The 24,731-nt window shown below is 63.0% G+C and carries 19 protein-coding genes, 1 tRNA gene and 1 riboswitch; of the genes, 11 read left to right on the top strand and 9 right to left on the bottom strand.

The features are described 5' to 3' along the window. Positions 1-12: 12 nt before the first annotated feature. Positions 13-1,050 (bottom strand): universal stress protein, encoded by a 1,038-nt coding sequence (locus ACNAOT_RS02105; RefSeq protein ID WP_420179840.1) that lies wholly within the window; start codon positions 1,048-1,050, stop codon positions 13-15. Positions 1,051-1,468: 418 nt separating this feature from the next. Here ACNAOT_RS02105 and ACNAOT_RS02100 point away from each other — a divergent pair, with 418 nt between their 5' ends. Beyond that, positions 1,469-2,161 carry an FAD-binding protein gene (locus tag ACNAOT_RS02100; RefSeq protein WP_364307399.1) on the top strand — a complete coding sequence of 231 codons (693 nt, stop codon included), beginning with the start codon at positions 1,469-1,471 and terminating at the stop codon, positions 2,159-2,161. 201 nt (positions 2,162-2,362) lie between these two features. On the opposite strand, the gene ACNAOT_RS02095 is transcribed toward ACNAOT_RS02100, so the two are convergent. Continuing rightward, positions 2,363-3,157 carry an NlpC/P60 family protein gene (locus ACNAOT_RS02095; protein WP_091464833.1) on the bottom strand — a complete coding sequence of 265 codons (795 nt, stop codon included), beginning with the start codon at positions 3,155-3,157 and terminating at the stop codon, positions 2,363-2,365. A gap of 3 nt (positions 3,158-3,160) precedes the next feature. Continuing rightward, a riboswitch (cyclic di-AMP (ydaO/yuaA leader) is annotated at positions 3,161-3,352 on the bottom strand. Between the two features lie 150 nt (positions 3,353-3,502). After that, the gene (locus tag ACNAOT_RS02090; RefSeq protein WP_420179839.1) at positions 3,503-4,135 is read right to left on the bottom strand and encodes a copper resistance CopC family protein; all 633 of its coding nucleotides are present in this window, start codon (positions 4,133-4,135) and stop codon (positions 3,503-3,505) included. A 114-nt stretch (positions 4,136-4,249) separates the two neighbouring features. On the opposite strand from ACNAOT_RS02090, the gene ACNAOT_RS02085 reads away from it, so the two are divergent. The 6 genes from ACNAOT_RS02085 (at position 4,250) to ACNAOT_RS02060 (ending at position 13,043) form a co-directional block, all read left to right on the top strand. Further along, positions 4,250-5,692 carry an NCS2 family permease gene (locus tag ACNAOT_RS02085; RefSeq protein WP_091464829.1) on the top strand — a complete coding sequence of 481 codons (1,443 nt, stop codon included), beginning with the start codon at positions 4,250-4,252 and terminating at the stop codon, positions 5,690-5,692. Between the two features lie 156 nt (positions 5,693-5,848). Further along, the gene (gene hutG, locus ACNAOT_RS02080; protein WP_420179838.1) at positions 5,849-6,796 is read left to right on the top strand and encodes a formimidoylglutamase; all 948 of its coding nucleotides are present in this window, start codon (positions 5,849-5,851) and stop codon (positions 6,794-6,796) included. 94 nt (positions 6,797-6,890) lie between these two features. After that, a complete protein-coding gene (locus ACNAOT_RS02075) occupies positions 6,891-7,370 on the top strand; it encodes a hypothetical protein (RefSeq protein ID WP_420179837.1) in 480 nt (159 codons plus the stop codon). A gap of 220 nt (positions 7,371-7,590) precedes the next feature. Then, positions 7,591-7,661: transfer RNA gene (locus tag ACNAOT_RS02070), tRNA-Cys, on the top strand. A 158-nt stretch (positions 7,662-7,819) separates the two neighbouring features. Further along, complete coding sequence (locus ACNAOT_RS02065) at positions 7,820-12,718, top strand: NAD-glutamate dehydrogenase (RefSeq protein ID WP_420179836.1); 4,899 nt, start codon at positions 7,820-7,822, stop codon at positions 12,716-12,718. A gap of 103 nt (positions 12,719-12,821) precedes the next feature. Further along, positions 12,822-13,043, top strand: coding sequence for a hypothetical protein (locus tag ACNAOT_RS02060; protein WP_017198995.1), 222 nt, complete (start codon positions 12,822-12,824; stop codon positions 13,041-13,043). A gap of 187 nt (positions 13,044-13,230) precedes the next feature. Here the strand turns inward: ACNAOT_RS02060 and ACNAOT_RS02055 are convergent, their stop codons facing one another. The 3 genes from ACNAOT_RS02055 to ACNAOT_RS02045 form a co-directional block, all read right to left on the bottom strand. Continuing rightward, positions 13,231-13,479: a hypothetical protein gene (locus ACNAOT_RS02055; RefSeq protein WP_091464823.1), complete on the bottom strand. Its 249-nt coding sequence runs from the start codon at positions 13,477-13,479 to the stop codon at positions 13,231-13,233. A 200-nt stretch (positions 13,480-13,679) separates the two neighbouring features. Then, positions 13,680-15,272, bottom strand: a complete 1,593-nt coding sequence (gene hutH / locus ACNAOT_RS02050) for a histidine ammonia-lyase (RefSeq protein ID WP_091464821.1) — start codon at positions 15,270-15,272, stop codon at positions 13,680-13,682. Between the two features lie 8 nt (positions 15,273-15,280). Further along, the gene (locus ACNAOT_RS02045) at positions 15,281-17,062 is read right to left on the bottom strand and encodes a urocanate hydratase (RefSeq protein WP_420179835.1); all 1,782 of its coding nucleotides are present in this window, start codon (positions 17,060-17,062) and stop codon (positions 15,281-15,283) included. Positions 17,063-17,224: 162 nt separating this feature from the next. Between ACNAOT_RS02045 and ACNAOT_RS02040 the strand changes: the two genes are divergently transcribed. Further along, positions 17,225-17,662, top strand: a complete 438-nt coding sequence (locus tag ACNAOT_RS02040) for an SRPBCC family protein (protein ID WP_420179834.1) — start codon at positions 17,225-17,227, stop codon at positions 17,660-17,662. Here the strand turns inward: ACNAOT_RS02040 and ACNAOT_RS02035 are convergent. Continuing rightward, positions 17,659-18,465, bottom strand: a complete 807-nt coding sequence (locus tag ACNAOT_RS02035; RefSeq protein WP_054809310.1) for an IclR family transcriptional regulator — start codon at positions 18,463-18,465, stop codon at positions 17,659-17,661. The two genes, ACNAOT_RS02040 and ACNAOT_RS02035, sit on opposite strands and share 4 nt — an antisense overlap. A 271-nt stretch (positions 18,466-18,736) precedes the next feature. On the opposite strand from ACNAOT_RS02035, the gene ACNAOT_RS02030 reads away from it, so the two are divergent. Continuing rightward, positions 18,737-20,173, top strand: coding sequence for an amino acid permease (locus ACNAOT_RS02030; RefSeq protein WP_420179833.1), 1,437 nt, complete (start codon positions 18,737-18,739; stop codon positions 20,171-20,173). Positions 20,174-20,288: 115 nt separating this feature from the next. Here ACNAOT_RS02030 and ACNAOT_RS02025 read toward each other — a convergent pair whose 3' ends face one another. Then, complete coding sequence (locus tag ACNAOT_RS02025; protein WP_420179832.1) at positions 20,289-21,038, bottom strand: 3-hydroxybutyrate dehydrogenase; 750 nt, start codon at positions 21,036-21,038, stop codon at positions 20,289-20,291. Between the two features lie 4 nt (positions 21,039-21,042). Next, positions 21,043-22,431 carry an MFS transporter gene (locus ACNAOT_RS02020; protein WP_091467451.1) on the bottom strand — a complete coding sequence of 463 codons (1,389 nt, stop codon included), beginning with the start codon at positions 22,429-22,431 and terminating at the stop codon, positions 21,043-21,045. 137 nt (positions 22,432-22,568) lie between these two features. On the opposite strand from ACNAOT_RS02020, the gene ACNAOT_RS02015 reads away from it, so the two are divergent. Together ACNAOT_RS02015 and ACNAOT_RS02010 are read left to right on the top strand one after the other, a co-directional pair. Beyond that, positions 22,569-23,465, top strand: a complete 897-nt coding sequence (locus ACNAOT_RS02015; RefSeq protein ID WP_420179831.1) for a LysR family transcriptional regulator — start codon at positions 22,569-22,571, stop codon at positions 23,463-23,465. A gap of 268 nt (positions 23,466-23,733) precedes the next feature. Then, positions 23,734-24,660 (top strand): Ltp family lipoprotein, encoded by a 927-nt coding sequence (locus ACNAOT_RS02010; protein WP_420179830.1) that lies wholly within the window; start codon positions 23,734-23,736, stop codon positions 24,658-24,660. Positions 24,661-24,731 lie beyond the last annotated feature (71 nt).

Raw genomic sequence — 24,731 nt, 5'->3', positions numbered from 1 at the left:
CAGGCTCAGGGCTTAGGCAGCGCCGAGCATGGGCCCAAACTTGTGGCGGTCAGCGAGCCTGGGATCCTCACGGTCCGGAACAACCATTACCGGCCCCTTGGAGTGGTGCAGGACCCCATCCGATGTAGAACCCAACAGCATCCCCGCGAAACCGCCACGGCCCCGTGTACCCAGAACCACCAGCTCGACGCTGCGGCTGGTTTCCACCAGAACATCAACGGGGGAACCATCCCGGAGTTCCGTTTCCATGGGCAATGAAGGGAAGTGGCTTCTGAGCCAATCGGCCCCGGCGTCCAACTGGACTTTGATATCTGCAAACAAGGCATCCCGGTCCAAGGGTGCCGGAACCCATGCCAAGGAACCGCTGTACTGCGGCACAGCACAAATCACCCGGAGCTTGGCACCCATGCGCTGTGCCTGCTCGGCAGCTTCGAGCACGGCCACACGGGCCTGCTCGGAACCGTCCACGCCTACGGCAACTACGTTTTCCACAGTACGTGGGCCTGCCTTGGCATGTTCAGCCTTGATGTGTTTGTCCTCAGTGCTTTCACCAAGGCGGTCGGCACAGTAGAGCGGGACTGTCACCGTGGGGCATTTGGCGTGGGCGGGCAAGGCACTGCTGACCGAGCCAAGTAAACGCCCAACGAAGCCACCGCGGCCCCGGCTGCCGAAAACAAGGAGGGCGGCCTCGCTGGAAAGATCCAACAGGACACCAGCGGCGTCGCCGTTCTCGACAGAAGCGTCGACGTCGATGGCATATCCGGACACCTTATCCAGGGCCTGCCGGACAATCGCATCCGCACCCTCGCGAATCACGGAATCGTCGACCGTTGCGTAGCCGCCATCCAGCCCGGAGGCGGCGAAAATGGGCACGGAATATGCCGTGACGATATGCAAGGGAAGTTGCCGACGTTCGGCCTCCCGCGCGGCCCAAACCAAAGCACATTGACCATGCTCTGAACCGTCCACTCCCACCACGATGCCACCGGGTTCCACGGCTTGCTCCTGGCCGTCCTGTGGCTCTTCACTGTGTCTGCCGTGCTGGTCCATGGGGGCCTGCCTCTCCACCTACTGCTTGATGTTCCGGCTATTCTGCCAGAGGTTCTCCGCGTCGGATTCCCTCACTGTTTCATTGTCAATGGCCGGAGCAGGAGAAACCGGGAAATTTCTCCTCCCAAGGCCAACTATTCTCGTTCAGCAGTACCGAATCAAGACGACATCGGGCTATGTGCATAACGGTCCGGGCTCGGTTCCCGGGCTCCCACATTGCGCTTCGGACGAACACACAAAACGCACGGTCGCGGAGGCTATCCATGGCCGAAAAAGTTCGGTAGTGTTCGAGTCACCGAATGGCCGGCAAACGTGTTTCACACCACATACTCCGGCCATTTATTTGCGGCCGCTTGGGGAACTCGGACGCGATCCCACGCGATGCCGTAAGGCACACACGTCAAGGAGGAACCAAGCAGTGTCACTCACGCCTGATTCCGGCACGGAGCGCACCACCACCGTGGTCATCGGAGCCGGCCTGTCCGGCTTGGCAGTTGCCAGCGAGCTCAGCCGCTATGGCGTGGGCTCAATCGTCGTAGACGGGTTTGGTGCACTGTCCACCGCAGGGCCTTCTGTCCACACAGGCATGCTTCAACGCACCGAGGTGGCCGATCCTGCAGCCATGCAGGAGCGCAACGAAATCCTCCGACACCTGCGGAACTACGCCGCCAACCACCAACTGGACGTTCGCAACACCACCCGCGCCGTCCGCCTTGATTTCCTGGGGTCAGACCCCTCCCGGCAGATCGGGTACGGATTGGCGGCCAGCATGACCACGGCCGGTCTCAGAACAGGCCTCCACGTATCCGGCCCCCTCGAATCCACTCCACGCCAGTGGGCAGTCCACACAGCCAACGGCGTCCTCTTGGCAGACCACGTAGTAGTCACACGCTGCGCCCAAAGCCAGTTGCGGCGCATGCTCGCCGAACTTGGGATAGCCGTTGGCCAGAACTTCGCGGCCGCCATGCGGGCGGTAGGGATGCACCTGGTGGGCGTTGGGGACCTCATCACCCCGTCTCCCAAGGAAGTGCTGCGGCAAGCCAAGGCAGTGGGCCAAGCCATCTCCTCAAAGGTTGCCCTGCCCGCAGGTCCGGGCATCGCCCTCGCCTAGGGGCACCTCATCTAGGGGCTCTACGCCTATGGGCCCACACGGGCCCCGCCGCCCACGCGGCTATCGACCCGCCGTCGAACGTTCCGCGCTGAACAATCTCTCCCCGCTGAACATTAACAAACAGAACTTAACGCCAAAGGCCGGTGCCTCCAAAGACAATAGTCTTTGAAGGCACCGGCCTTTGAACTGAAGCGTGAGGCTTTATGCGCCAGCGCGTACGTAGGTCAGGGGACCCGTTGCGGTCAACCAGCTGATCGGGTGGATACCCGTCTGGTTGCCGTTGATGCCACCGCTGATTGCCTGGCCGTTGCCGATGTAGATAGCAACGTGGCCGGACTGGACGATCATGTCACCGGGCTGGGGATCGCTAACGACCTTGCCGTAGTTCATGAACTGCATGGGACCGAGGTCGCCTACCGGGATGCCAGCGGAGCCGAGAGCCTTCTCGACCATGGCGGTGCAGTCCTGGAAGACGCCGATCTGTGCGTAAGCCGAGGCAACCATGGCTGCGTTGACGCCGCCAACGGCGGGAGCAGCAGCTACAGGAGCAGGGGCAGCCGGTGCGGCAGCCACAGGAGCAGCAACCGCAGCCTGGGCGGCGACGGGAGCTGTTGCAGCAGCAGTGGTGACGGCTGCCTTCTGGACCACAGGGGCCTCAACAACGGGAGCCGGCTTTTCGATGACCGGAGCTGCTACGGAAGCAACGGCCGGACGCTCGAAGTTGACGGTAGCCGTCGCCAGGGCGGTTACAACCTTGGTGGGTGCCTCGGAAACGGTCTCAGCGACCGTTGCGGGGCTGGAGTCGCGCTGAACCGGTGCCTCAGCTGCGTGAGCAGCAATGGAGCCGGTCAAAACGAGGCCCGAGGCTGCTGCGATAACAGCTGCCTGGCGGCCAGCGCCGGAAGCGTTGCTGGCTACTGCCTTCGAGATGGAGATGAACGGATTAGGACGTACGCTGTCCGCCTTACGACGGCCGCGAAGAATGCGTGAAGACATGAAAGAGCCTCTCCCGATGCCTGCGAGGTTAGCTGTCGGATTCGGATGGGAGTCACCCGGCCACTATCCCCCGCTGTTCAGCGGAAGCTTCGTGACTTCACCCCAAGGCACGCTCGAAAGCGGCCTAAATTGGGTTCCCCGTCTCTGCCGTAGGTTTGTCTGCGAACGGATTCCGGACTGCGGCAGAGCTAGGCAATCAGGCCGGAAGTGCCCGCTACGTGGAACAGGCACAGGTACTACCGTACGCGATGATTCCTCCGAAGTCACATTTAAGTAACGGGAAGTGGGCTTCTGGCGTGTCGCAGTGTCCGTTTCGAGATATTCGCAGGTACGTAGAAAACCGCGTTATTCCGCGGAAGTATCGCCATCAGGGCTGTTGGAAGCTGCAAGTTTCTTCCGTGCGGTAACAGCAAGGTAAATAACGAGACCCACAGCAACAACAGCCAGCCCGACAATGCTCCAAGGGAAAGGTTGGGAGGCGTCAGCGGCAGGCTCGCTGCTGCCCGTTCCCGGCGCTGCGGTACCCGCCGTCGGTACTGCGGCTGACGGCGCCGACACCGACGGCGAAGCACCAACCGGGCCAGTCGCCGTCGTCGTGCTTCCCGCGGCGGCCGTGAACGTGAAGGTGCCCTCAATGGGGTGGGAATCCGAGCTGACTACACGCCATACCACGGTGTATTCACCAGCTGGAGCGCCCTCGCGAAGCTTTTGGACAGCCTGGCTGTCAATGATTTCGACCGGACCGTCCGTCCAGTTCTCACCGCCGGACGTCACGGTGACGCCGGAACCAATCGCGAGCGGGCGGTTGTTGAACGTGATGGAGACCGACGCCGGGACTTCCGCCACGCTGGCACCGTTGGCTGGCGCGGTTGACTCGGCGACGTCGTGCGCGGTCGCCGGAGCCGCGGAAAACAGCAAGGCGGACGCGAAAGCAAGGGCAGCGACGACGGCGGCCAGAAGCGGTCGGATGGTACGCATGGGGCGGTTTCTCCTAGTGTTGGCTTCCTTACAGACTAGGCGAATCGTTCAAAGGGCCCACACCGGACAACATAGGATTTGAGAGCAAACTCCCCTCGATCCCCGGAGACCTTCATGCTCAAACAAGGTTCTGCAATCGACCGCTACTTCAAAATCTCCGAACGTGGATCCACGTATTCGCGGGAAATCCGTGGCGGCTTCGCGACCTTCTTCGCCATGAGCTACATCGTGGTGCTGAACCCGCTGATCCTCTCCGGACCCGACTCGAGTGGCGCGTCGCTGGGCTTCACGGCCGTGGCAGCCACCACGGCGTTCGTTGCCGGCATCCTGACCATCCTCATGGGTGCGTGGGCCAAACATCCGTTTGCCGTGGCCACAGGCTTGGGCGTCAACGCCTTCGTGGCAGTCACGGTGGCTTCCCATCCCGGATTGACCTGGCCTGACATGATGGGGCTCGTGGTGCTGTCCGGCATCACCATGCTCATCCTGGTGCTGACCGGTTTCCGGACAGCCGTGTTCAAGGCGGTTCCGGAGGCCCTGAAGACGGCAATTGTTGTGGGCATCGGCCTCTTCATCGCACTCATTGGCCTGGTCAACGCCGGTTTCGTCCGCCGCATCCCTGATGCCGCCGGCACCACCGTTCCGTTGGGCCTGGGCGTGGACGGAAAGCTCATGGGCTGGCCGACACTCGTTTTCGCGGTGGGCTTGATCCTGACCATCGCCCTGGTGGTCCGAAAGGTCCGGGGCGCCATCCTGATCGGCATCGTGGTCTCCACTGCGCTGGCCGCCATCCTCGAATTTACGCTCCACATCGGCCCAAGCTTCGACGGAACCAACGTCAACCCCCGCGGCTGGTCATTGGTGGCCCCCACTCTCACCGAATGGGGCGCCCCGGATCTGTCCCTCATCGGCAAGGCCAACCCTTTCGGTGCTTTTGAACACCTCGGCTTCATCGCGGCGGCTTTGCTGGCATTCGTGATCCTCCTGAGCATCTTCTTCGACGCCATGGGCACCATGGTCGGGCTGGCCAACGAGGCCGGAACCGTGGACAAAGACGGCAACATCCCCAATGTTGACCGCGTCCTTCAGGTTGATGCCCTCGGTGCAATCGTGGGCGGCGGAGCTTCCGTTTCCTCCAACCAGATTTTCGTCGAGTCCGGCGCCGGCATTGGAGAAGGTGCCCGAACCGGTCTCGCCTCGATCGTCACCGGTGTCCTCTTCCTGGTGGCCATGTTCTTCACGCCGCTCATCAACCTGGTGCCGTTCGAGGCCGTGGCTCCTGCCCTGGTGGTTGTGGGCTTCATGATGGTCTCCCAGGTGGGCAAGATCGATTGGCAGGACTGGGGCGTCGGAATCCCCGCGTTCCTGACCATCGCCCTCATGCCGTTCACCTATTCAATTGCCAACGGCCTCGGCGCCGGCTTCATCTCCTACGTCCTGATCCGCACGTTCCAGGGCCGCGCCCGCGAAGTCCACCCCTTGATGTGGGCTGTGGCAGCCGCGTTCCTGCTGTTCTTCGGCATCGGAACTGTGGAGGAGTTGTTGGGCGTCAAGTAGGTCCTCGCCGAGATGGCATTTGATGACGGTGTTTGGCGCGAACATTGGCATTAAATGCCATCTCGCGGCGTCTACGGGGAGCCTGAGTCCGGGGTTTCAGACACTCCCGCGACGGAATGGCTGGTTTTGGGTTCCCATGTCCGGTGTGCTTGAAGCATGGAAACCAGCCTCTTCACCGTAGATGTCGCGCCTGCCCCCTGGACGGGTCGTTTTGATGGCGATGGCGATGAACACCGGCGGTGGTGGCAAGCAGTAGCACCCCACGAGACCTCTGCCTCCGAAGCAGCTCCGCGCCCCGCCGTCGTGCTTGGTTTCTGCAGCGACGCCGGCGTCCTCCGAAACCAGGGGCGCGTTGGCGCTGCTGCTGCTCCCGCCGCCATCCGCTCTGCGTTGGGGCCGCTGGCGTTCCACCTTGATCGTGACGTTTTCGACGCCGGTGACGTGGTTGTGGAGGACGACTCACTGGAGGCGGGCCAAGAGCGCGCCGGACGCGCCATCTCGGGACTGCTCGACGCCGGCAATCTCACCGTGGTGCTGGGCGGGGGCCACGAGACCGCCTTCGCCAGCTACTTGGGCGTGGCTGGTTCCGCAGCAGTTCGCGGCAAGCGACTGGGTGTCCTGAACCTGGACGCCCACTTTGACCTGCGGGATGAACCGATGCCGAGCTCAGGGACGCCCTTCCTGCAGATGGCCCACGCGGAAGCCGCCGCGGGGCGTGAACTTCACTACGCCGTCGTCGGCATCTCGGAGCCCAACAACACGCGGACGCTCTTCAACACGGCCCGGCGCTTGGGCGTGAAGTACCTGCTTGATGAGCAGTGCACTCCGGAAGCAGTAGAGGTCTTTGTTGCCGACCTCCTGGCCGGGGTGGACGTGTTGTACCTGACCATCGATCTGGACGTGATGCCGGCGTCGGTGGCACCCGGGGTGAGCGCGCCCGCCGCATACGGTGTGCCGCTGCCGGTGATCAGTGCGATTTGCAGGCAAGTTGCTGCCAGCGGAAAGCTGCTGCACCTGGACGTGGCAGAGCTGAATCCGGAGTTTGACATTGATTCCCGGACCGCGAAGGTTGCCGCGCGGCTGATCAACACGCTCCTGGCGTAGACGCGTTTGGCGTAGACGGGTTTGGGCGGACATTTGGAAGGCCCTGTTCATGGACACGTTCCTCCACATAGCCTGTGTGGAGGAAAGGACAGCGATGCGCACACCTCTTGTGCAGGAGAAGTGGGCTTGGGTTGCAGGGCTGGCCGCGGTGGCCCTTGGATTGGCCGCGCACATGCTGGCTGGCGGCAGCATTCCCGCCGTTCCAGTCCTTCTGGGCTTCGCCGCACTGTCCTGCCTGGCGGCCCAACTCGTTGCCCGCTGGGTGCACGGACCCCTGCTGTTGCTGCTGATGTCCGGCCTTGCCCAGCAGTTGCTGCACCTGGGTTTTGACGCCTTTGGCGGGTACTTTCCCGGTAACGGGTTCCTGGACCACTTGCACGGCGGCCCGGTCTTGGGGGACGCGCCGGCAGGGGCAGCAGCCAGTGGTGGCTCCGTTCACCTCCTGCTCTACACGCACACGGCCGCGGCCATCCTCACACTCTTGGTCGCAGCCGGAACCACGAAGCTGGCAGGGATGCGTGCCAAGCGTCGCGTTGGCACGGATCCCGCGCTTATCCGCGAATCCCACCCTTGAACGTATCGCTCAACGAACAAGCCGCTGATCCGCTGGCGCAGGGGCACAGGGGCACAGGGGCACAGGGGCACAGATCAGCCGTCATTGGAGGCAACGCGGCGCAACCTTCCCGTAGCCCGGCGACACCACCCAGTAGCTCAGAGACACCCTGCGTAGCCCTGCGAAAGCCTGGGAAATGAACTTTGATCCCGCCGCATCCCGGCGCCTAGTGTCGTTTGCACGTGGTGTACCCGAGAGGCCAGGGAGCTGCCTGCAAAGCAGCGCACGCGGGTTCGAATCCCGCCACCACGTCTTGGGGGCGCAAACCTCCCGCGAGGTGGCACTTAATGCCAATGTTTCCCTCAAACATTGGCATTAAGTGCCACCTCGCGGGAGCATGAAGTGAGGCGCAGGGACTTCGCCGGGCCGCAACACACGGCCTCTCCTTTGCGCATCGGAGGCGCACGGAAATGTCACCCAGGGTGGAGCCGGCGGACGGATTCCTGACCGACTACTACGAGCACGTTTCAGAGGACGACGTCCGCTATTACACCCCCGAAACGCTGCTGGAACGTGCCCGCTACCACCGAACTTTGGCCGAACGGCGCGAACCGGGGCAAGCCGTGATCGGGGTCTTGAACGAGTCCGATGCCAGCGTTGTTGCGATCGTCGCCGATGACATGCCCTATCTTCTCCCCTCCGTCACCGCGGAGATCGCCAGGGACACCGCTTCCATCCGGCTCCTGGTCCATCCAACCTTCAGCGTCGAGCGCGACCCCGTCTCGCACCGCCTGACCGAAATCCACAGGGCACCGCACCGCACGGCGCTGCCCACCGGCGTCGAACCTTCCAATACCGGCGCCCCGGCCGGGCCAGCCACCCAACAGCATCACGACGGCGGACTGCTCACCGAGGCGTGGATGGCGATCGAGATCCCACGGCTCCCGGATGAGGCGGCGGCGGAGCTCCTTGTCGGGCGGCTACGGGGAGTCCTGCGAGATGTTCGGTCCGCGGCAGAGGACACCGAAGCAATCCACCAGGAACTTGCAAGCCTCGTCAGAGCATTGGGCGAACTTGCACCATCAGACCCGGAAGCCAAGGAAGCCCAGGAGCTGCTGGCGTGGCTGGGTGAGGGGAACTTTGTCTTCCTCGGGTACCGCGGGCAGCATGGGCTTGGCTTGCTGCGGGAACCAGGAGAGGACTCCTACAGAGGCTTTCCAGAGGCGGAATCCCGCCTCCTCACGCTCACCAAGTCCACGCAGCGCTCGACGGTCTTGCGCCAGGCGTACCTCGACGAAATAAGCATCGCCACGAACGGGACAGAAACGAACGGGACAGAAACGGGCGGCGAGCATACCTTTGTGGGTCTCTTCTCCCCCAGCTCCACGTCCCACTCAGCCCTGGCGATTCCTGTCATCCGCGACACCGTGAACAACGTTTTGCAGGCCTTTGGCTACCCGCCAAGCTCGCATCACGGCAAGGAGCTCCTGGCTGTCATGGAGTCGTATCCGCGGGACGAACTTTTCCATATTGACGCAGAGCAGTTGGCTGCCCATGCCCGCGAGATCCTGCGCTTGCAGGAACGCCACAGCACACGGCTGTTCCTGCGCCCGGACTCCTATGGACGGTTCATGACAGCGCTCGTGTTCCTCCCGCGCCGCCGGTACAGCACCGCCGTCAGGCTCAACATTGAACGTGAACTGCGCGAGGCCTTCGGTTCGGACTCCATCGAGTTTGAGCTCCGCTTGGGCGAATCCGCCATGGCCAGGGTGTTCTTCCGCGTGCTGCTACCGCAGGCGGCGTCGCATCAGGGGACGCCCGGCGTCGTCAATGCTTTGGTCCTGGAGCCGCGGATCATCGCCGCCACCAGAACCTGGGCGCAGGGCCTCGCCGAGGCGCTGCAGGCGCGATATCCGTCCGATGAAGCGGCCCTGCTCTCCCGACAGTGGGCTGCCGCGTTCCCTGCCAGCTACAAGGCCGATTACGAGGTGGAAGACGCTGTTGAGGACATCTCGAAGTTCGAGAGCTTCCCGACCGAACCAAGCGAAGAAAGCGACCCGCTGCTGACGGTCTACAAGCGTCCCGGCACTGCCGTCCTCACGGAGGATGCCCGCATCCGTCTGTACCTGACCCGGCCACAGAGTCTCACCCAGATCCTGCCGTTCTTCCATAATCTTGGCTTGAAGGTCCTGGACCAACGGCCCTTCGACGTGCAGCGTGAGGACGGCCGGCAGTTCTTCCTCTACGACCTGGGGCTCAAGTACCCGCGCGGAGTGGACCCGTTGGCCACCGGGGATCTGTTGGCCAGTTCGTTCTGCGCCGCTATGCGGGGGGACGCCGAGTCGGACGCCTTTGATGCCCTGGTCATCAAGGAAGGCATCGACTGGCGGAGGGTGGCTATCCTGCGTGCGTATGCAAAGTACCTGCGGCAGCTGGGGAGCACTAACTCTTACGGCTTCATCGCAGACACCCTCCGGGCAAACACGAAGGCAACACATGCGCTGCTGGAGCTCTTCGAGGCGAAGTTCAACCCGGACAACTACGCGCCGGACCTGTTTGATCCCGAACTCATCAGCCACCCGCACCAGACTGACGGCGACGTTTTCGAGGAAGGCAGCAGCGAACTGAGCCATCGGACGCAGGCCATCCACGCAGCCCGAACCAAACTGGCAGAAGCGATTGACGCTATCCCTGTCCTGGACGCCGACCGCCTCCTCCGGACACTTTCCAGCCTGGTGGAAGCCACACTGCGCACCAATTTCTACCTGGACAAACCGTACGTCAGCTTCAAACTCAATCCGTCCAGCATTGCGGCTGCCCCGGCACCCCGGCCAAGGTTCGAAATCTGGGTCTACTCACCACGGGTTGAAGGGGTCCACTTGCGCTTCGGACCGATAGCCCGCGGTGGACTCCGATGGTCGGACAGGCGCGAAGACTTCCGCACGGAAATCCTTGGGCTGGTGAAGGCGCAGACAGTCAAGAACGCCGTGATTGTTCCCACGGGCGCCAAGGGCGGTTTCTTTCCCAAGCGGCTCCCCGATCCGATGGAGGACCGCGCGGCCTGGCTCGCGGAGGGCCAGGAAAGCTACCGGACTTTCATACGAGGGCTGCTGGACGTGACGGACAACCTGGTGTCGGATCCCGACGGCGGCGCCAACGGTCGCGTCGAGACGCCGCCGCGCGTGGTGCGGCACGACGGCGACGACTACTACCTTGTTGTCGCTGCGGATAAGGGAACAGCCGCCTTCTCGGACCTCGCCAATGCCATTGCCGTGGAGTACGGTTTTTGGCTTGGGGACGCCTTCGCTTCCGGTGGATCGGTGGGGTACGACCACAAACAGATGGGCATCACGGCCCGCGGCGCCTGGGTATCCGTGCGGCACCATTTCAGCGAACTGATGATCGATTCCCGGGCCGAGGACTTCACCGTGGTGGGCATCGGGGATATGAGCGGCGATGTCTTCGGCAATGGCATGCTCCTCTCCAACCACATCAAGCTGGTAGCCGCGTTCGATCACCGGCACATCTTCCTGGACCCCAGACCAGATCCCATGGTGTCCTACGCAGAGCGGGAACGCCTCTTCAAACTGCCCCGTTCCAGCTGGGCAGACTACGATCGCACCAAACTGAGCCACGGCGGCGGCGTCTTCGCGCGCACGGACAAGTCCATCCGGATCACTGAAGAGGTCAGACTCGCCCTGGGTTTGGAAGAGGTCCCCGGATTGACGGAGAACGCGGATCCAGAGGGGCAGTTGGCCCTGAGCCCGCCGGAGCTTCTGAGGGCGATCCTCATGGCGCCGATAGACCTCCTGTACAACGGCGGAATCGGCACCTACGTCAAGGCGTCCACGGAGTCCCATGCCGACGTCGGGGATAAAGCGAACGATGCCATCCGCGTCGATGGCAACCAGCTCCGGACCCACATCATCGCCGAAGGCGGCAACCTCGGCGTCACGCAGCGCGGCAGGATCGAGGCTGCGCTGGCTGGCGTCCTGGTGAACACTGATGCGATAGACAACTCTGCGGGCGTGGATTGCTCCGACCACGAGGTGAACATCAAGATCTTCCTGGACCGCATGATCGCCGCAGGCAGGATGTCCGCGGCGGAACGGCCGGCGTTCCTTCATTCCCTGCAGGCCGAAGTCGGCCGGCTGGTGCTCAGGACCAACGATGACCAAAACGTCCTACTCCTCAATGACAAGCAATTAGCCGTCGAATGGAGCCCCAGCTTCGAAAGGACCATGGACTGGCTGGAGTCCGTCACGGACCTGGACCGGGGATTGGAGTTTCTCCCGAACAACGAGGAACTGCAGGCCCGCGTCCTCACGGGCAAGGGATTAACCACTCCCGAACTTGCGGTGCTGGCCGCCTACGCCAAGATCGAGCTCGCCCGCGAACTCACTGAAGGCGGCCTCGCCGACGACCCCTGGTTCTCGCAGACACTCCGCGACTACTTCCCCCAACAGGTTTCGGAACGGTTCGGCGAACATCTCTCCACGCATCCGCTCCGCCGGGAAATCGTAGCCACGGTGTTGGCCAACGACATGATCAATATGGGTGGCATCGCCTTCGCTTTCCGGGCCATGGAAGAGACCACCGTGTCAGCGGCGGCCGTAGCGCGCGCCTTCGTGGTGATGCGGAAAATCTGGGACCTGGATTCCGTCACGCAGGCCATCGCCCAACTGCCGGCCAGCACACCCAGCGAGCATGGCTCCGCCGTCGCGCTGGACATGCGCCGGCTGCTTGACCGCTCCGTGCGGTGGTACGTGACCCACGACTTCCGCGATAAACCCATTGCCGACGCCCTGGAACGACTGGAACATCCGATGTCCTTGATGCGGGGCAGCTTCACCGGGCTCCTCCACGGCATCAACCTTGCGAATTCCCTGAAGCGCCTTGCGCACACGGACGCCGTGGGGCTGCCCCGCCCTTTGGGGATCCGCGCTTCAGAACTCCTGGTCAGCTATGGCCTGCTGGACATCTCGGCTATTGCCGAGGAGCTTCAGGAACCGGCGGAAGCGGTGGCAGAGGTGTACTTCGCAGTATTCGAGCGGATTTCCGCCATCCCTTTGCTGGAACACATCACCATGCTCCCGCGCGATACCCACTGGGAGTCGTTGGCGAGAGCCGCTTTGAGGGACGACATGTATCTGGTGCTGGCCGATATGACCAAAGCCGTGGTCCGGCACACGCCGCGCACCCCGGCTACGGCTGACCCTGTGGAAAGAATCATGGATTGGGAGCACGGAAACATCGAACAACTGGGGCGCATCCAAGAGACCATCCAGGAGGCTATCAAGCCAGGTCCGGTCGATATTGCCGCACTTTCGGTGGCAGTAAAACTACTCCGCGCCATGGTTCGCAGATGAGACCCGGATCACTGAGCTGCCGGTCATCTTACAAATACTTGACGCCCACACTCTATGATTGATGGGTCGCCCTCGCATGCGGCAAGTAATAGGAGGCCCCCAAATGACCCCTGCAATGATTGCAGAACGCGAAATTCGCCTGTCCTTTTCCAAGGCAGACGAGATCCACGACGGACTCGACCGCGCCGTGGATGCCCTGATCGAAAACGCAGCAGCAGACGCTAACTGCGGCATTCTGGTGACCCGGCACGAACCCGGCACCTACACAGTGGCTCTGGACGAATCCGTTCCCTTCGGTCAGACCCGCGAAGTACTCGCTGCCTGATTGCCACCCCTGACGGCACTCACGGCAACGAACAAAAAACCGGGGCCCGTCCCCTTTCCGCATCTACTACCCGCGGAAAGGGAACGAGCCCCGGTTTCTGTTTTAACAACTATCCCCACCCAAGTAGGTCGCATTTAAGCGCGTTTTGAGCGTCCAAAACGCGCTTAACTGCGACTCAGTTGGGTGCCTACCCCCGGCGGAGAGTCACGCCGTCGGACTTCATGAAGAGTTCCTTGCCCTCTTCGGTAACACCCGACCCCGCGTGCTCAAGCCATACAACGTTCCCGCTTCCGGAAACTTCCTCGACCCGGCCGGCGGCGATCACGTGGGCGTATTTGACCACTTCCACCCTCTCGCCAACCTTCAGCGTCTTCCAGTCGGTAACCGTAGCCGTGTGAGCGCTTCGCCTGGACAGGACTGCTCCGCGTGCCTTCATTGAACTTCTACCCCTTTGTGGATGTTCTCTGTTGTGTATTGAGTTGTGTGAAACGGTTGACCGTCAGGCCCACGACATCGTTGGCGTGGACGTGACGTACACCATAAGTTTTACTACATTTGCCACGCCCCGGTGCTTGCGTTGCGAACAAAGACCGGGGCGTGACAAATATGCCCATCAAATGAGCGTTTTATTCGACGTCAGGCCAAAATCCCGACGGCGGATTCGGCGGCCGCGCGGACCGCGCCGGAGCCAACCAAACGGTCAGCTGCTTCCAGTTCCGGCGACAGGAACCGGTCGGTGCCCGGGCCTTGGACCACTTCACGAAGCACCTCAAGAACGGCCGTACCGGCGGGACCCGGGGTGAGTTCGCCGTCGGACATTTGCGTCCGCATGTCAATGGCGCGGGCGCTGGTGACAAGCTCGACGGCGAGCACGCGGCGGAGGTTCTCGACCGCCTTGCGCAGCTTCCGGGCAGCGTGCCAGCCCATGGACACGTGGTCTTCCTGCATTGCGGAGCTCGGGATGGAGTCCACGGATGCCGGAACGGCGAGGCGCTTGTTGTCCGAAACCAGGCCTGCCTGCGTGTACTGGGCGATCATCAGGCCGGAATCGACGCCGGGGTCTCCGGCGAGGAAAGCCGGAAGTCCGTGTGAACGGGCCGGATCAAGCATGCGGTCGGTGCGACGTTCGGCGATGGAGCTGAGGTCCGCGACCGCAATGGCCAGGAAGTCCAGGACGTAGGCCACGGGCGCACCGTGGAAGTTGCCGTTGGACGTGACACGGCCGTCCGGCAGGACAACGGGGTTGTCGATCGCTGCAGCGAGTTCGCGGGAAGCCACCAGCGCGGCGTGGTCCACGGTGTCACGGACAGCCCCGGCAACCTGAGGGGCACAACGCAGGGAGTAGGCGTCCTGGACCTTGGTGTCGTTGATCCGGTGGGACGCGACGATGGGCGAGTTGGACAGCACGCGCAGCATATTGTCAGCGCTGGCAGCCTGGCCCGGGTGGGGACGCAGTGCTGCGTGGAGCTCCGGCAGGAACACCTGGTCCGTGCCGAGCAGCGCCTCGACGCTGAGCGCGGCGGTGACATCCGCCGTCGCAAGCAGCAAACGGATATCGGCGATGGCCATCAGGAGCATGCCCAGCATGCCTTCGGTGCCGTTGACGAGGGCCAGGCCCTCTTTCTCAGCGAGGGTAACCGGCTCGATACCGTGCTGCGCAAGCAGCTCAGCGACAGGCGGCTTGCCAGCGGTTCCGTACAGTTCGCCGTCGGGACCCGTTGCTTCGCCTTCGCCCATGAGGACCAGCGCGCAATGGGACAGCGGCGCGAGGTCGCCGGAGCAACCCAGCGAACCGAACTCGCGGACCAGCGGGGTGATGCCGGCGTTGAGGACGTCCACCATGGTCTGCAGGACCACCGGGCGGACGCCTGTGCGGCCGGAGGCGAGGGTCTTGGCGCGGAGGAACATGATGCCGCGGACCACTTCGCGTTCCACGGCCGGGCCCATGCCGGCGGCGTGGCTGCGGATCAGCGACTTCTGCAGCTGGGTGCGGAGGTCGTTGGGGATGTGGCGGTTGGCCAGGGCACCGAAGCCCGTGGAAATGCCGTACGCCGGGACGTCGCTGGTAGCGAGCTCGTCAATGTGGGCGCGGACCTTGGCCACGTTGTCCAGGGCTTCCTGGGAAATGGTCACCTTGGCGTCGTGGCGGGCGACGGCGACGACGTCTTCCGGGGTGACGCCGCTGGAGCCGAGGCTGACGGTGAGCTGTTCGTGGGTTGTGGTAGTCACTTTGTTGCCTACTTCTCTGGGGCCACGCGAGCAGGGTTCCCTGACCGAGCTTGCGAGGTTAGGGTGCTCGGGGGGATTGGGATGCGGACGCCGCGTTCGTTGGCGACCTCGACGGCGCGGTCGTAGCCGGCGTCGACGTGGCGGATGACGCCCATGCCGGGGTCGTTGGTCAGGAGCCGTTCGAGCTTTTCCGCGGCCAGGTCCGTGCCGTCAGCAACGGAGACCTGTCCGGCGTGCAGGGACCGGCCAATGCCGACACCGCCGCCGTGATGGATGGACACCCAGGTAGCACCCGACGAGGTGTTGATCAGGGCGTTCAGCAACGGCCAGTCAGCAACCGCGTCGGATCCATCGGCCATGGACTCGGTCTCCCGGTACGGGGACGCCACCGAGCCCGAGTCCAGGTGATCACGGCCGATCACGATCGGGGCCTTGACCTTGCCCTCCTTCACGAGCTGGTTGAACAGCAGGCCGGCCTTGGCGCGTTCGCCGTACCCAAGCCAGCAAATACGTGCCGGCAACCCTTCGAATTCCACGCGGTCTGCGGCAGCATCCAGCCACTTGTGCAGGTGCTTGTTCTCCGGGAAGAGTTCCTTGATGGCTTTGTCCGTGACGGCGATGTCTTCCGGGTCCCCGGAGAGCGCGACCCAGCGGAACGGGCCCAGGCCCTCGCAGAACAACGGACGAATATAGGCCGGGACGAAGCCGGGGAACTCAAACGCCCGCGCATACCCGCCCGTGCGGGCCTCGTCACGGATCGAGTTACCGTAATCGAACACCTCGGACCCGGCGTCCTGGAACTCCACCATCGCCTGGACCTGCCGGGCCATGGACGCCTGGGCCTTCTTGGTGAACCCTTCCGGATCCGCCTCGGCCTCAACATGCCACTCCGCCACGGTAATGCCCTCCGGAAGGTAGGACAGAGGATCATGGGCACTGGTCTGGTCCGTGACCACATCAAAGGTCACCTCCCCGGCCTTATGCCGACGCAGGAGTTCCGGGAAGACCTCAGCGGCGTTGCCCACATACCCCACAGACCAGCCGCGGCGCTCGTCCTTCGCGGCTTGGACCTTCTTGATCGCAGCATCCAGATCCGTTTCGACCTCGTCCAGGTACCGCTTACCCACACGACGACGCAGGCGGGTTTCATCCACGTCCACGATCAGGCACGCACCATCGTTCAGGGTCACCGCCAACGGCTGGGCACCGCCCATGCCACCACACCCACCGGTCAACGTCAGCGTCCCGGCCAACGGGCCCTCCGTGGAACCCTCAACTGCCGGGGCCGGGTGACGGCCCTCCGCAGCGAGCTTGTTCCCCACCGCAGCGAAGGTTTCATACGTGCCCTGCAGGATGCCCTGCGTGCCGATGTAAATCCAGGACCCGGCCGTCATCTGCCCATACATCATCAAACCCTCGGCCTCGAGACGGCGGAACTCAGGCCACGTCGCCCAATCCCCCACCAGGTTCGAGTTCGCCAACAACACCCGCGGAGCCCACTCATGAGTACGGAACACACCCACCGGCTTGCCCGACTGCACCAGGAGCGTTTCGTCCTTCTCCATCGTCTCCAACGTCCGGGTAATCGCATCAAACGCAGCCCACGAACGGACCGCACGACCCGTGCCGCCGTAAACCACCAGATCATCCGGACGCTCAGCAACCTCCGGATCCAGGTTATTCATCAACATGCGCAACGGCGCCTCGGTCTGCCACGACTTGGCAGTAAGCTCAGTACCCCGCGCGGCCTTAACCGGACGGGCACCAGTAGTGAAATCGGCGGGTGCCATGGTGACTCCTTCGTCTGTGGGAAGTATGTGGTGGAAAGATCTTCTGCTTCTACTAAAGCCCCTTTATCCTGCGGCCGGAACGGCTTTTTGAGTGGTGCTGTCCGGGATTACAGACCCGCCCAACCCCTCGCATTCGCGCGACAAAAAGAGCATGCTGGACCCATGGGAACGCACCGGGTAACCACGCTCGTCGCCGCGCCGCCCGAGCGCGTCTTCGCAGCATGGACGAATCTTGACCGGTTCCCGGAATGGATCGGCGGAGTAACCCGCGTGACAGACCGCGTGGGCTCCACCGACCAGGCCGGCAGCCGCTACACGGTCTGGTTCGGGCGGATGGCCAGCCCCACCGAAATCCTTGAGGTCGAGCGGCCTTGGCACATCCGCACCCGCTTCGGCAATGCCATCCTGAAGGGCGAGTCAGATGTGCGGTTTGCCAGCGAGGGACAGGGCACGCGCATCCACCAGGAGTTCGTGACCCGGGGGTTTATCGCCGGAATCTTCGGGCGGCTGTTCGCCATGGGCTCCTACCGCGGCAGCTTCCGGGGCGAGCTGGAGACTTTCCGAAAACTCGTCGAGCGCGATGCCTTGGGGCAGGATTAGCCCGCGGGGCGGCCGTGGATCCGCACCGATAGTTCGTCTGCCGCTTTACGGATGCGGGCAGCCAGGACCGGCCATTGCTCAGCCGGCACTTTGTCCTCCAGGAACGTGACGGCGACTGCCGCCGTCGGCCATCCCACATGGTCCGTCACAGCGGCGGCGATGGAACCGAAACCTGGCGTGATTTCGCCGTTTTCCGTGGCGTAGCCGCGTTGCCGAACCTGATCCAGATGGGATGACAACGCGGAGTACTTCATGATGGGAAACTCGACTTCGTGCCGCGAGGTGAAGGCAGCGGCATTCGGATACAGCGCGCGAACTTGCGATTTTGGTAGCGCGGCAAGGATCGCGCGGCCCGAGGCAGTGAGGTGGCTAGGCAGGCGGACGCCGACGTCGGTCACCAGGCTCGGGCGGTTCTTGGCGCGTTCCTCCACGATGTAGAGAACGTCGCGCCCGTGGAGCACCGCCAAGTGCGCGCTCTCACCGATGACGTCAACCAGCGAGGCGAGCATCGGCCGCCCGAGCCGCGATAACGGCTCCTGCCGCGAGTACGCCGAGCTGAGCTCGAATGCGCTGATGCCAAGCCCGTAACGCTGTTCCTCGTGCAGGTGGAGGACAAAGCCGTTCGCCTCCATCACGCCGAGCAGGTGGTACACACTGGATCGCGGCAGGCCGAGCGCTGTTGCAATGTTCGACGCCGCCATGGGACCACGGCGCGAGGCCAACAGCTTGAGGATGCGCAGCGTATTTTCGGCAGCCGGGACTTTGGACGTGGCTTTGCCTGATGCGGTTGGCGTGCTTGTCATGGTTCCTCGCTGCTCGGATTTCGGGATCGTCGAACCGTTGCTGTCCGGTATCCCGTACTCTAGCGTGCACCCTTCGCAGGCCAATCACCAGCACGGACCGGTCGACAGCGTCCGGAATACCGGACACTCCCCGAACCATGCTCCCGGCGAGTGGTGCCGTTGGCCCACTGTCTGCGATCAAAGACACCAAAGCCTCGTGAGTCCGATCACAAGGCGCCCAAAAGTGATCTGCTGGATAGCGATCCCCTCCCAAAGACGAGAAGGTTTTACTATGCAACAAACCAAGCTGGCTGCGGAGAGCTCTGTCCTCCAAGCCGCAGGTACGGCGCTCAGCCGAGGCCTCAACGTCCGTCACATACGCTTCATGGCGCTCGGCTCTGCGATCGGCACCGGCCTCTTCTACGGCTCCGCCTCCGCCATCCAGAAAGCCGGTCCTGCCGTCCTGCTGGCCTATATCATCGGCGGTGCGGCCGTGTTCATGGTGATGCGCGCCCTCGGTGAGATGGCCGTCCGACACCCTGTTTCCGGCTCGTTCGGCCAGTACGCAAGCAAGTATCTGGGGCCGTTCGCCGGGTTCGTGACCGGGTGGACGTACGTGTTCGAGATGGCGATCGTGGCCATAGCCGACGTCACCGCCTTCAGTATCTATATGGGCTTCTGGTTCCCACAGGTGGACAGATGGATCTGGGTGCTCGCGATCATCCTGTTTCTGGGCGCCATGAACCTGCTCAGCGTGAAAGTGTTTGGGGAACTCGAGTTCTGGTTCTCGCTCATCAAGGTGGTGGCGATCATCGCCATGATCGTGGGCGGCGCAGCGATCGTCGTGTTCGGCTTCCAAACGGGCGACGGCGGTGGCGTGGCACCGGGACTTGGGAACCTTGTGAATCACGGTGGTTTGTTCCCGAACGGTTTCGAGGGGCTCCTGGCCGCGTTCGCCGTCGTAATGTTTGCCTTTGGCGGGATCGAAACGATCGGTATCACGGCGGGCGAAGCCACAAACCCCAAGAAGGTCATCCCGCAGGCAGTCAATACTGTGCCCGTCCGCGTTTTGTTGTTCTACGTTCTGACCCTGGGCGTGCTGATGAGCATCTTCCCGTGGAACGAAATCGGAAGCAGCGGCAGTCCGTTCGTGCAGATCTTTGACGGCCTGGGCATTCCTGCCGCCCCTCACATTCTCAACGCCGTGGTCATCACAGCCGCTCTCTCGGCGATCAACAGCGACATTTTCGGGGCCGGACGCATCCTCTTCGGCCTGGCCCAGCAGGGACACGCACCCAAGAGCTTCAGCAAGATCTCCCGACACGGCGTTCCATGGATGACCGTGGTGATGATGGGCGGCATCCTGCTGGTGGGCGTCGTGCTGAATGCGGTCATTCCGGAGGACGTGTTCGTACTCATCGCCTCCATCGCCACCTTCGCCACCGTATGGGTCTGGGTGATGATCCTCGCTTCGCACGTCGCCATGAAACGGGAGATCAAGCGCAAGGGCCTGCCGGCGTCGGAATTCGGCTCTCCGCTGTGGCCGCTCGCATCCATCCTGACCATGGCGTTCATGGCCATGGTAATCGTGATCCTGGGCGTTTTCGAGGACACTCGGGTTGCGCTGTACGTTGGCGGCACCTGGCTCGTGCTGCTCTTCGTGGCTTACAAACTGTGGGTTCGCGGTGGTGGCCTGCGCCGGGCAGAGCTGGTGGACGAGACGGCCTGATTTCCCCGCGCCGAAACTACAGTTAATGCCAATGTTCACGCCGAACATTGGCATTAACTGTCACCTCGGGGGCGCGGGGGCGGGGCGCGGGGCGGGGGCGCGGGGCGGGGCGGAACTATCGCGCGGACCATCCCCCGTCCATGGTGTAGCTCGCGCCGGTGACCATGCCGGCGTCGTCGGAGGCCATCCACGCTGCCAGCGACGCGACTTCCTCCACCTCCACGAGCCGTTTCACAGCGGACTCCGTGAGCATCACCTTGGCCAGGACCTCGGCTTCGGGGATGCCGTGGAGCCGGGCCTGATCGGCGATCTGCTTCTCCACCAAGGGCGTCCGAACGTAACCGGGGTTGATGCAATTGGACGTGACGCCATGCTCTCCACCCTCCAAGGCGGTGACCTTACTCAGCCCTTCAAGCCCATGTTTGGCGGACACGTAAGCGCTTTTGTAGGCGGAGGCGCGTAAGCCATGGACGGACGAGATGTTGATAATCCGGCCGAATCCGTTGGCGTACATGTGCGGGAGGGCGGCCCTGATGAGGAGGAACGGTGCCTCCAGCATCAGGGCCAGGATCCGCCGGAACTCCGCAGGTTCAAACTCCTCGATCGGGGCAACTTTCTGGATGCCGGCGTTGTTGACCAGGATGTCGCAGTCGAGGTTGAGGGCGGCCAAGGCGTCGACGTCCAGGAGATCCACCGTCCAGGCGGTGCCGCCCAACTCGTCGGCGAGGGCCGCAGCTCCGGAGGCATCGACGTCGGCCACTACTACTTTCGCCCCGCGGGCGGCGAGCGCCCGCGCGCAGGCTGCCCCGATTCCGCTCGCCCCGCCGGTAACCAGTGCCTTGCGTCCATTCAAGGAGTTATCCATGGAACTAGCCTTTCGAAGTAGATGCAGTGGCCAGTCCGTGACGGATGGCGTCGGCCTGGTCCACTTCCTGCAAGGCGATGCCCTTGGTCTCCTTCAGCGAAACAACTGCGACGACGGTGACGGCGCAAGCAACCACGAGGTAGATCGCTGTGGGAACCCAGGAGCCAGTGTCCTTGAGCCATTGTGTGGCCAACAGCGGCGCGAGCGAGCCGGCGAAAATCGACGTGACCTGCGAGCCGAGCGAAACACCGGAGTAGCGCATCCGGGTGGGGAAGAGCTCGGACATGATGGCCGGCTGACCTGCGTACATGAACGCGTGCAAGCACAAGCCGATGGTCACGGCGAGGACGATGATCACTGCGTTCCTGGTGTCGAACATGGGGAAGGCGAAGAACGGCCAGGTCGCGCCGGTGATCGCACCCACCAGATACACGGGCTTGCGTCCCCACGAGTCCACCAGGCGCCCGACCTGCGGAATGACCAGGAAGTGGATGACGTGGGCTATCAGGAGTGCCAGGAGGAGCGATGAGGTGTCGTACTTGTGGACGCTCTTGAGGTACACGATCGCGAAGCTCACCACGAGGTAATACATGATGTTCTCTGCGAAGCGGAGGCCCATGGCCTGGAGGATGCCCTTGGGGTACTTGCGGATGACTTCGCCGACGCCGTAGCTGATGGCCTTGGACTCTTCCACCTGTGCCTTGGCTTCGAGGAAGATGGGGGCTTCGGTGACGTGGGTGCGGATGTAGTAGCCGACGAACACGATCACTGCGGACAGCCAGAACGCTACGCGCCAACCCCAACCGAGGAAGGCTTCGCTGCTGAGCACTGTGGACATGGTGAACAGGACGGCGGTGGCCAGGAGGTTACCTACCGGCACTGCTGCTTGCGGCCACGAGGACCAGAACCCGCGGGATTTGTTGGGGCTGTGCTCAGCTACCAGCAGCACAGCACCTCCCCATTCGCCGCCGAGCGCGAAGCCCTGGATGAAACGGAGCGCCACCAGCATGGCCGGTGCCCAGTAGCCGATCTCCACGAAGCCCGGGAGGCAGCCCATCAGGAAGGTGGAAACACCCACGATCACGATGGTCAGCTGCAGGGTGGGCTTGCGTCCCAGCTTGTCGCCGATCTGGCCGAACACGATGCCGCCGAGCGGACGGGCCACGAAGCCAACCGCGTAGGTAATGAACGCCTGGATGATGCCGTCCAGTTCATTCCCTGTGCTCGGGAAGAAGTACTTGCCGAAAACCAATGTGGCGGCCGTGGCGTACAGGAAGAACTCGTACCACTCCACCACGGTGCCCACCATCGACGCCGCGACGATCTTCTTGAGTCCGGAACCTTCGCCGGCGCCTTTCCCTGCTTTTGATGCGGAGCGCTGCTCTACGCTCATATCCATCTCCTCAGTGTCCTCTTTGACCCTTGTGAACGTGATGTGATCCACAACACGAAATGCTCCACTGAGTATTGCTGCAGATTCTCCCGCGCTCAATGACCAAAGTGGCACCCGATGTGTGCAGAATTGCAGATATGAATCCCAACCCCGACGACCTCCTCATCTTCCTCGCCGTCTCACGTTCAGGAAGATTCACGACGGCGGCCCAAGCCTTGGGGCTCAACCACACCACCGTTTCGCGCAGGATAGCGGCGTTGGAGAAGGCGCTGGGCGGCAGGGTCCTCGCGCGTGCGGCCGGTGGTTGGGAAGTGACAGAGCTGGGTGCCGAAGCCGTACTTGTCGCTGAGCGGATTGAAGCTGCGGTGAGCGCGCTGGGACCAAGCGACCGCGCGCCCGACCGCATCACCGGCGTCGTACGCATGACCGCGACTGATGGCTTCAGCGCCTATATCGCCGCACCAGCAGTGGCCCGCTTGCGACGCGAACATCCCGGACTCAGCGTTGAGATCGTGACCGTGACGCGGAGGGCGTTGCAACAGCGCTCGGGGCTGGACATCGAAGTGGTGGTGGGGACGCCGCAGGTTCACCGGGCCGAGGCGATCCAACTAGGCGAGTATCGGCTGGGGATGTATGCCTCGCGCGCTTACCTGACGGACAACGGAACGCCTTCCAGCATTGAGGAACTCACGCAGCACCAGCTGGTCTACTTTGTTGACTCCATGCTGCAAGTGGATGACCTGGACGCTCCCCGCAGGCTTGTCCCGACCATGCGTGACGGCCTGAGTTCCACCAACGTTTTCGTGCATGTGGAAGCTACCCGGGCCGGCGCCGGCGTGGGCTTCCTGCCGTGCTTCATGGCCGACCGGCACGCTGACCTGGTGCGCCTCCTACCTTTCGACTTCGCCGAGCTGCTCCCCTACTGGATGGTCCTCCGCCCGGACTCGATGCGCCGCCCTGCGGTAGCCGCCGTCGTGCAGGCTTTGCGGGAGGAGACGGAGCAGCGGCGGGAGGAGCTGCTCGGCGCTGAGTAGCGCGTCGAGGTGGCAGACCGCGCCGAGGTGGCACTTCGCCCGGTGACATCTGGGGGTTCCATTCCGTCAGACAACGTGTAGCATCCGTCTACGGGCAATGACGCTCGTGACGCTTTTTGGGGGGAAGTGATCACGTTTCCAACAAACAATCGGTGCAGGTTTCTTGCGCTTGCGATCAATGCCGCCTCCTCATCAGGCGTCCTATCACCACACCCACTCCGCGCGCTTCGCATCACACGTCGGTCAGGTGTCCTATGAAGGGACTCTCATGAGCCATAACCCCTACCCCACCGCATACCCTCCATCCCAGGCCCACGGACAACAACCGCAAAGCAACAAGTCATTCCTTGTCACATGGTTGCTGTCCCTTCTCCTCGGTGTCTTTGGCGTAGACCGGTTCTATCTGGGCAAGGTCGGAACCGGCCTCCTCAAACTGTTTACCATCGGAGGTTTGGGCATATGGGCCCTCATCGATCTCATCCTGGTGCTAGCGAACCAAACCCGCGACAAGCAAGGTCGGCCGCTCGAGGGGTACCAGCAGCACAAGAAAGTGGCTTTGATCGTCACGGGCGCATTCGTCCTCTTGAGCATTATTTTCAATGCCACCCGCGTTGGATCGGCGACTACATCGGCGCCCGCCGTTTCCACAGCGAAGGAATCCGCGGCTGCCCCCGCAGCTTCTTCACAGACACAGGACACAGCTGCCGCGTCTGCGTCCGCTAAAGCAAAAGCTGATGCCGATGCTGCGAAGGCTGCGGCAGATGCCGAGGCAGCGGTGAAAGCCAAAGCCGACGCCGAAGCTGCCGCCAAGGCAAAGGCGGACGCCGACACCGCCGCGAAAGCAAAAGCGGACGCCGACACTGCCGCGAAGGTTGCGGCCGATGCTGCGGCGAAGGCTGCAGCCGGGACCACCAGCCAACAAAACGCACTGCGGAAGGCCAATGATTACCTCGAATTCAGCGCCTTCTCACTTACGGGTCTCATCAAACAACTCGAGTTCGAGAAGTACTCGACCGAGGATGCCACGTGGGCCGTGGAAAGGGTAAAGGTCGACTGGAATGAGCAAGCAGCCAAAAAAGCCAAGAACTACTTGGACTTCAGCTCATTCTCACATGCCGGGCTGGTTGACCAACTACTCTTTGAAGGTTTCACAGCCGAGCAGGCGGAGTATGGAGTGAGCCAGACGGGTTTGTAGCGACCCCGGGGTGGCTTGCCGTCCACCCGGGTGACGTCAGTGTTCATCGAGGTGGCACTTAATGCCAATGC

Origin of the sequence: Paenarthrobacter sp. TA1.8 (assembly GCF_048595705.1) — a bacterium.
In the GTDB taxonomy this organism is placed as follows: domain Bacteria; phylum Actinomycetota; class Actinomycetes; order Actinomycetales; family Micrococcaceae; genus Arthrobacter; species Arthrobacter nitroguajacolicus.
Note: the sequence above shows the minus strand (reverse complement) of the source record. Positions and strands in the feature narration are given on the sequence as shown.

Bases quoted from the DNA above. Each gene is read 5' to 3' on its own strand.
- ACNAOT_RS02105 (WP_420179840.1), bottom strand. From the start codon at position 1,050: ATGGACCAGCACGGCAGACACAGTGAAGAGCCACAGGACGGCCAGGAG.
- ACNAOT_RS02095 (WP_091464833.1), bottom strand. From the start codon at position 3,157: ATGTCTTCACGCATTCTTCGCGGCCGTCGTAAGGCGGACAGCGTACGT.
- ACNAOT_RS02090 (WP_420179839.1), bottom strand. From the start codon at position 4,135: ATGCGTACCATCCGACCGCTTCTGGCCGCCGTCGTCGCTGCCCTTGCT.
- ACNAOT_RS02085 (WP_091464829.1), top strand. From the start codon at position 4,250: ATGCTCAAACAAGGTTCTGCAATCGACCGCTACTTCAAAATCTCCGAA.
- hutG (WP_420179838.1), top strand. From the start codon at position 5,849: ATGGAAACCAGCCTCTTCACCGTAGATGTCGCGCCTGCCCCCTGGACG.
- ACNAOT_RS02075 (WP_420179837.1), top strand. From the start codon at position 6,891: ATGCGCACACCTCTTGTGCAGGAGAAGTGGGCTTGGGTTGCAGGGCTG.
- ACNAOT_RS02065 (WP_420179836.1), top strand. From the start codon at position 7,820: ATGTCACCCAGGGTGGAGCCGGCGGACGGATTCCTGACCGACTACTAC.
- ACNAOT_RS02060 (WP_017198995.1), top strand. From the start codon at position 12,822: ATGACCCCTGCAATGATTGCAGAACGCGAAATTCGCCTGTCCTTTTCC.
- ACNAOT_RS02055 (WP_091464823.1), bottom strand. From the start codon at position 13,479: ATGAAGGCACGCGGAGCAGTCCTGTCCAGGCGAAGCGCTCACACGGCT.
- ACNAOT_RS02045 (WP_420179835.1), bottom strand. From the start codon at position 17,062: ATGGCACCCGCCGATTTCACTACTGGTGCCCGTCCGGTTAAGGCCGCG.
- ACNAOT_RS02040 (WP_420179834.1), top strand. From the start codon at position 17,225: ATGGGAACGCACCGGGTAACCACGCTCGTCGCCGCGCCGCCCGAGCGC.
- ACNAOT_RS02035 (WP_054809310.1), bottom strand. From the start codon at position 18,465: ATGACAAGCACGCCAACCGCATCAGGCAAAGCCACGTCCAAAGTCCCG.
- ACNAOT_RS02030 (WP_420179833.1), top strand. From the start codon at position 18,737: ATGCAACAAACCAAGCTGGCTGCGGAGAGCTCTGTCCTCCAAGCCGCA.
- ACNAOT_RS02025 (WP_420179832.1), bottom strand. From the start codon at position 21,038: ATGGATAACTCCTTGAATGGACGCAAGGCACTGGTTACCGGCGGGGCG.
- ACNAOT_RS02020 (WP_091467451.1), bottom strand. From the start codon at position 22,431: ATGAGCGTAGAGCAGCGCTCCGCATCAAAAGCAGGGAAAGGCGCCGGC.
- ACNAOT_RS02015 (WP_420179831.1), top strand. From the start codon at position 22,569: ATGAATCCCAACCCCGACGACCTCCTCATCTTCCTCGCCGTCTCACGT.
- ACNAOT_RS02010 (WP_420179830.1), top strand. From the start codon at position 23,734: ATGAGCCATAACCCCTACCCCACCGCATACCCTCCATCCCAGGCCCAC.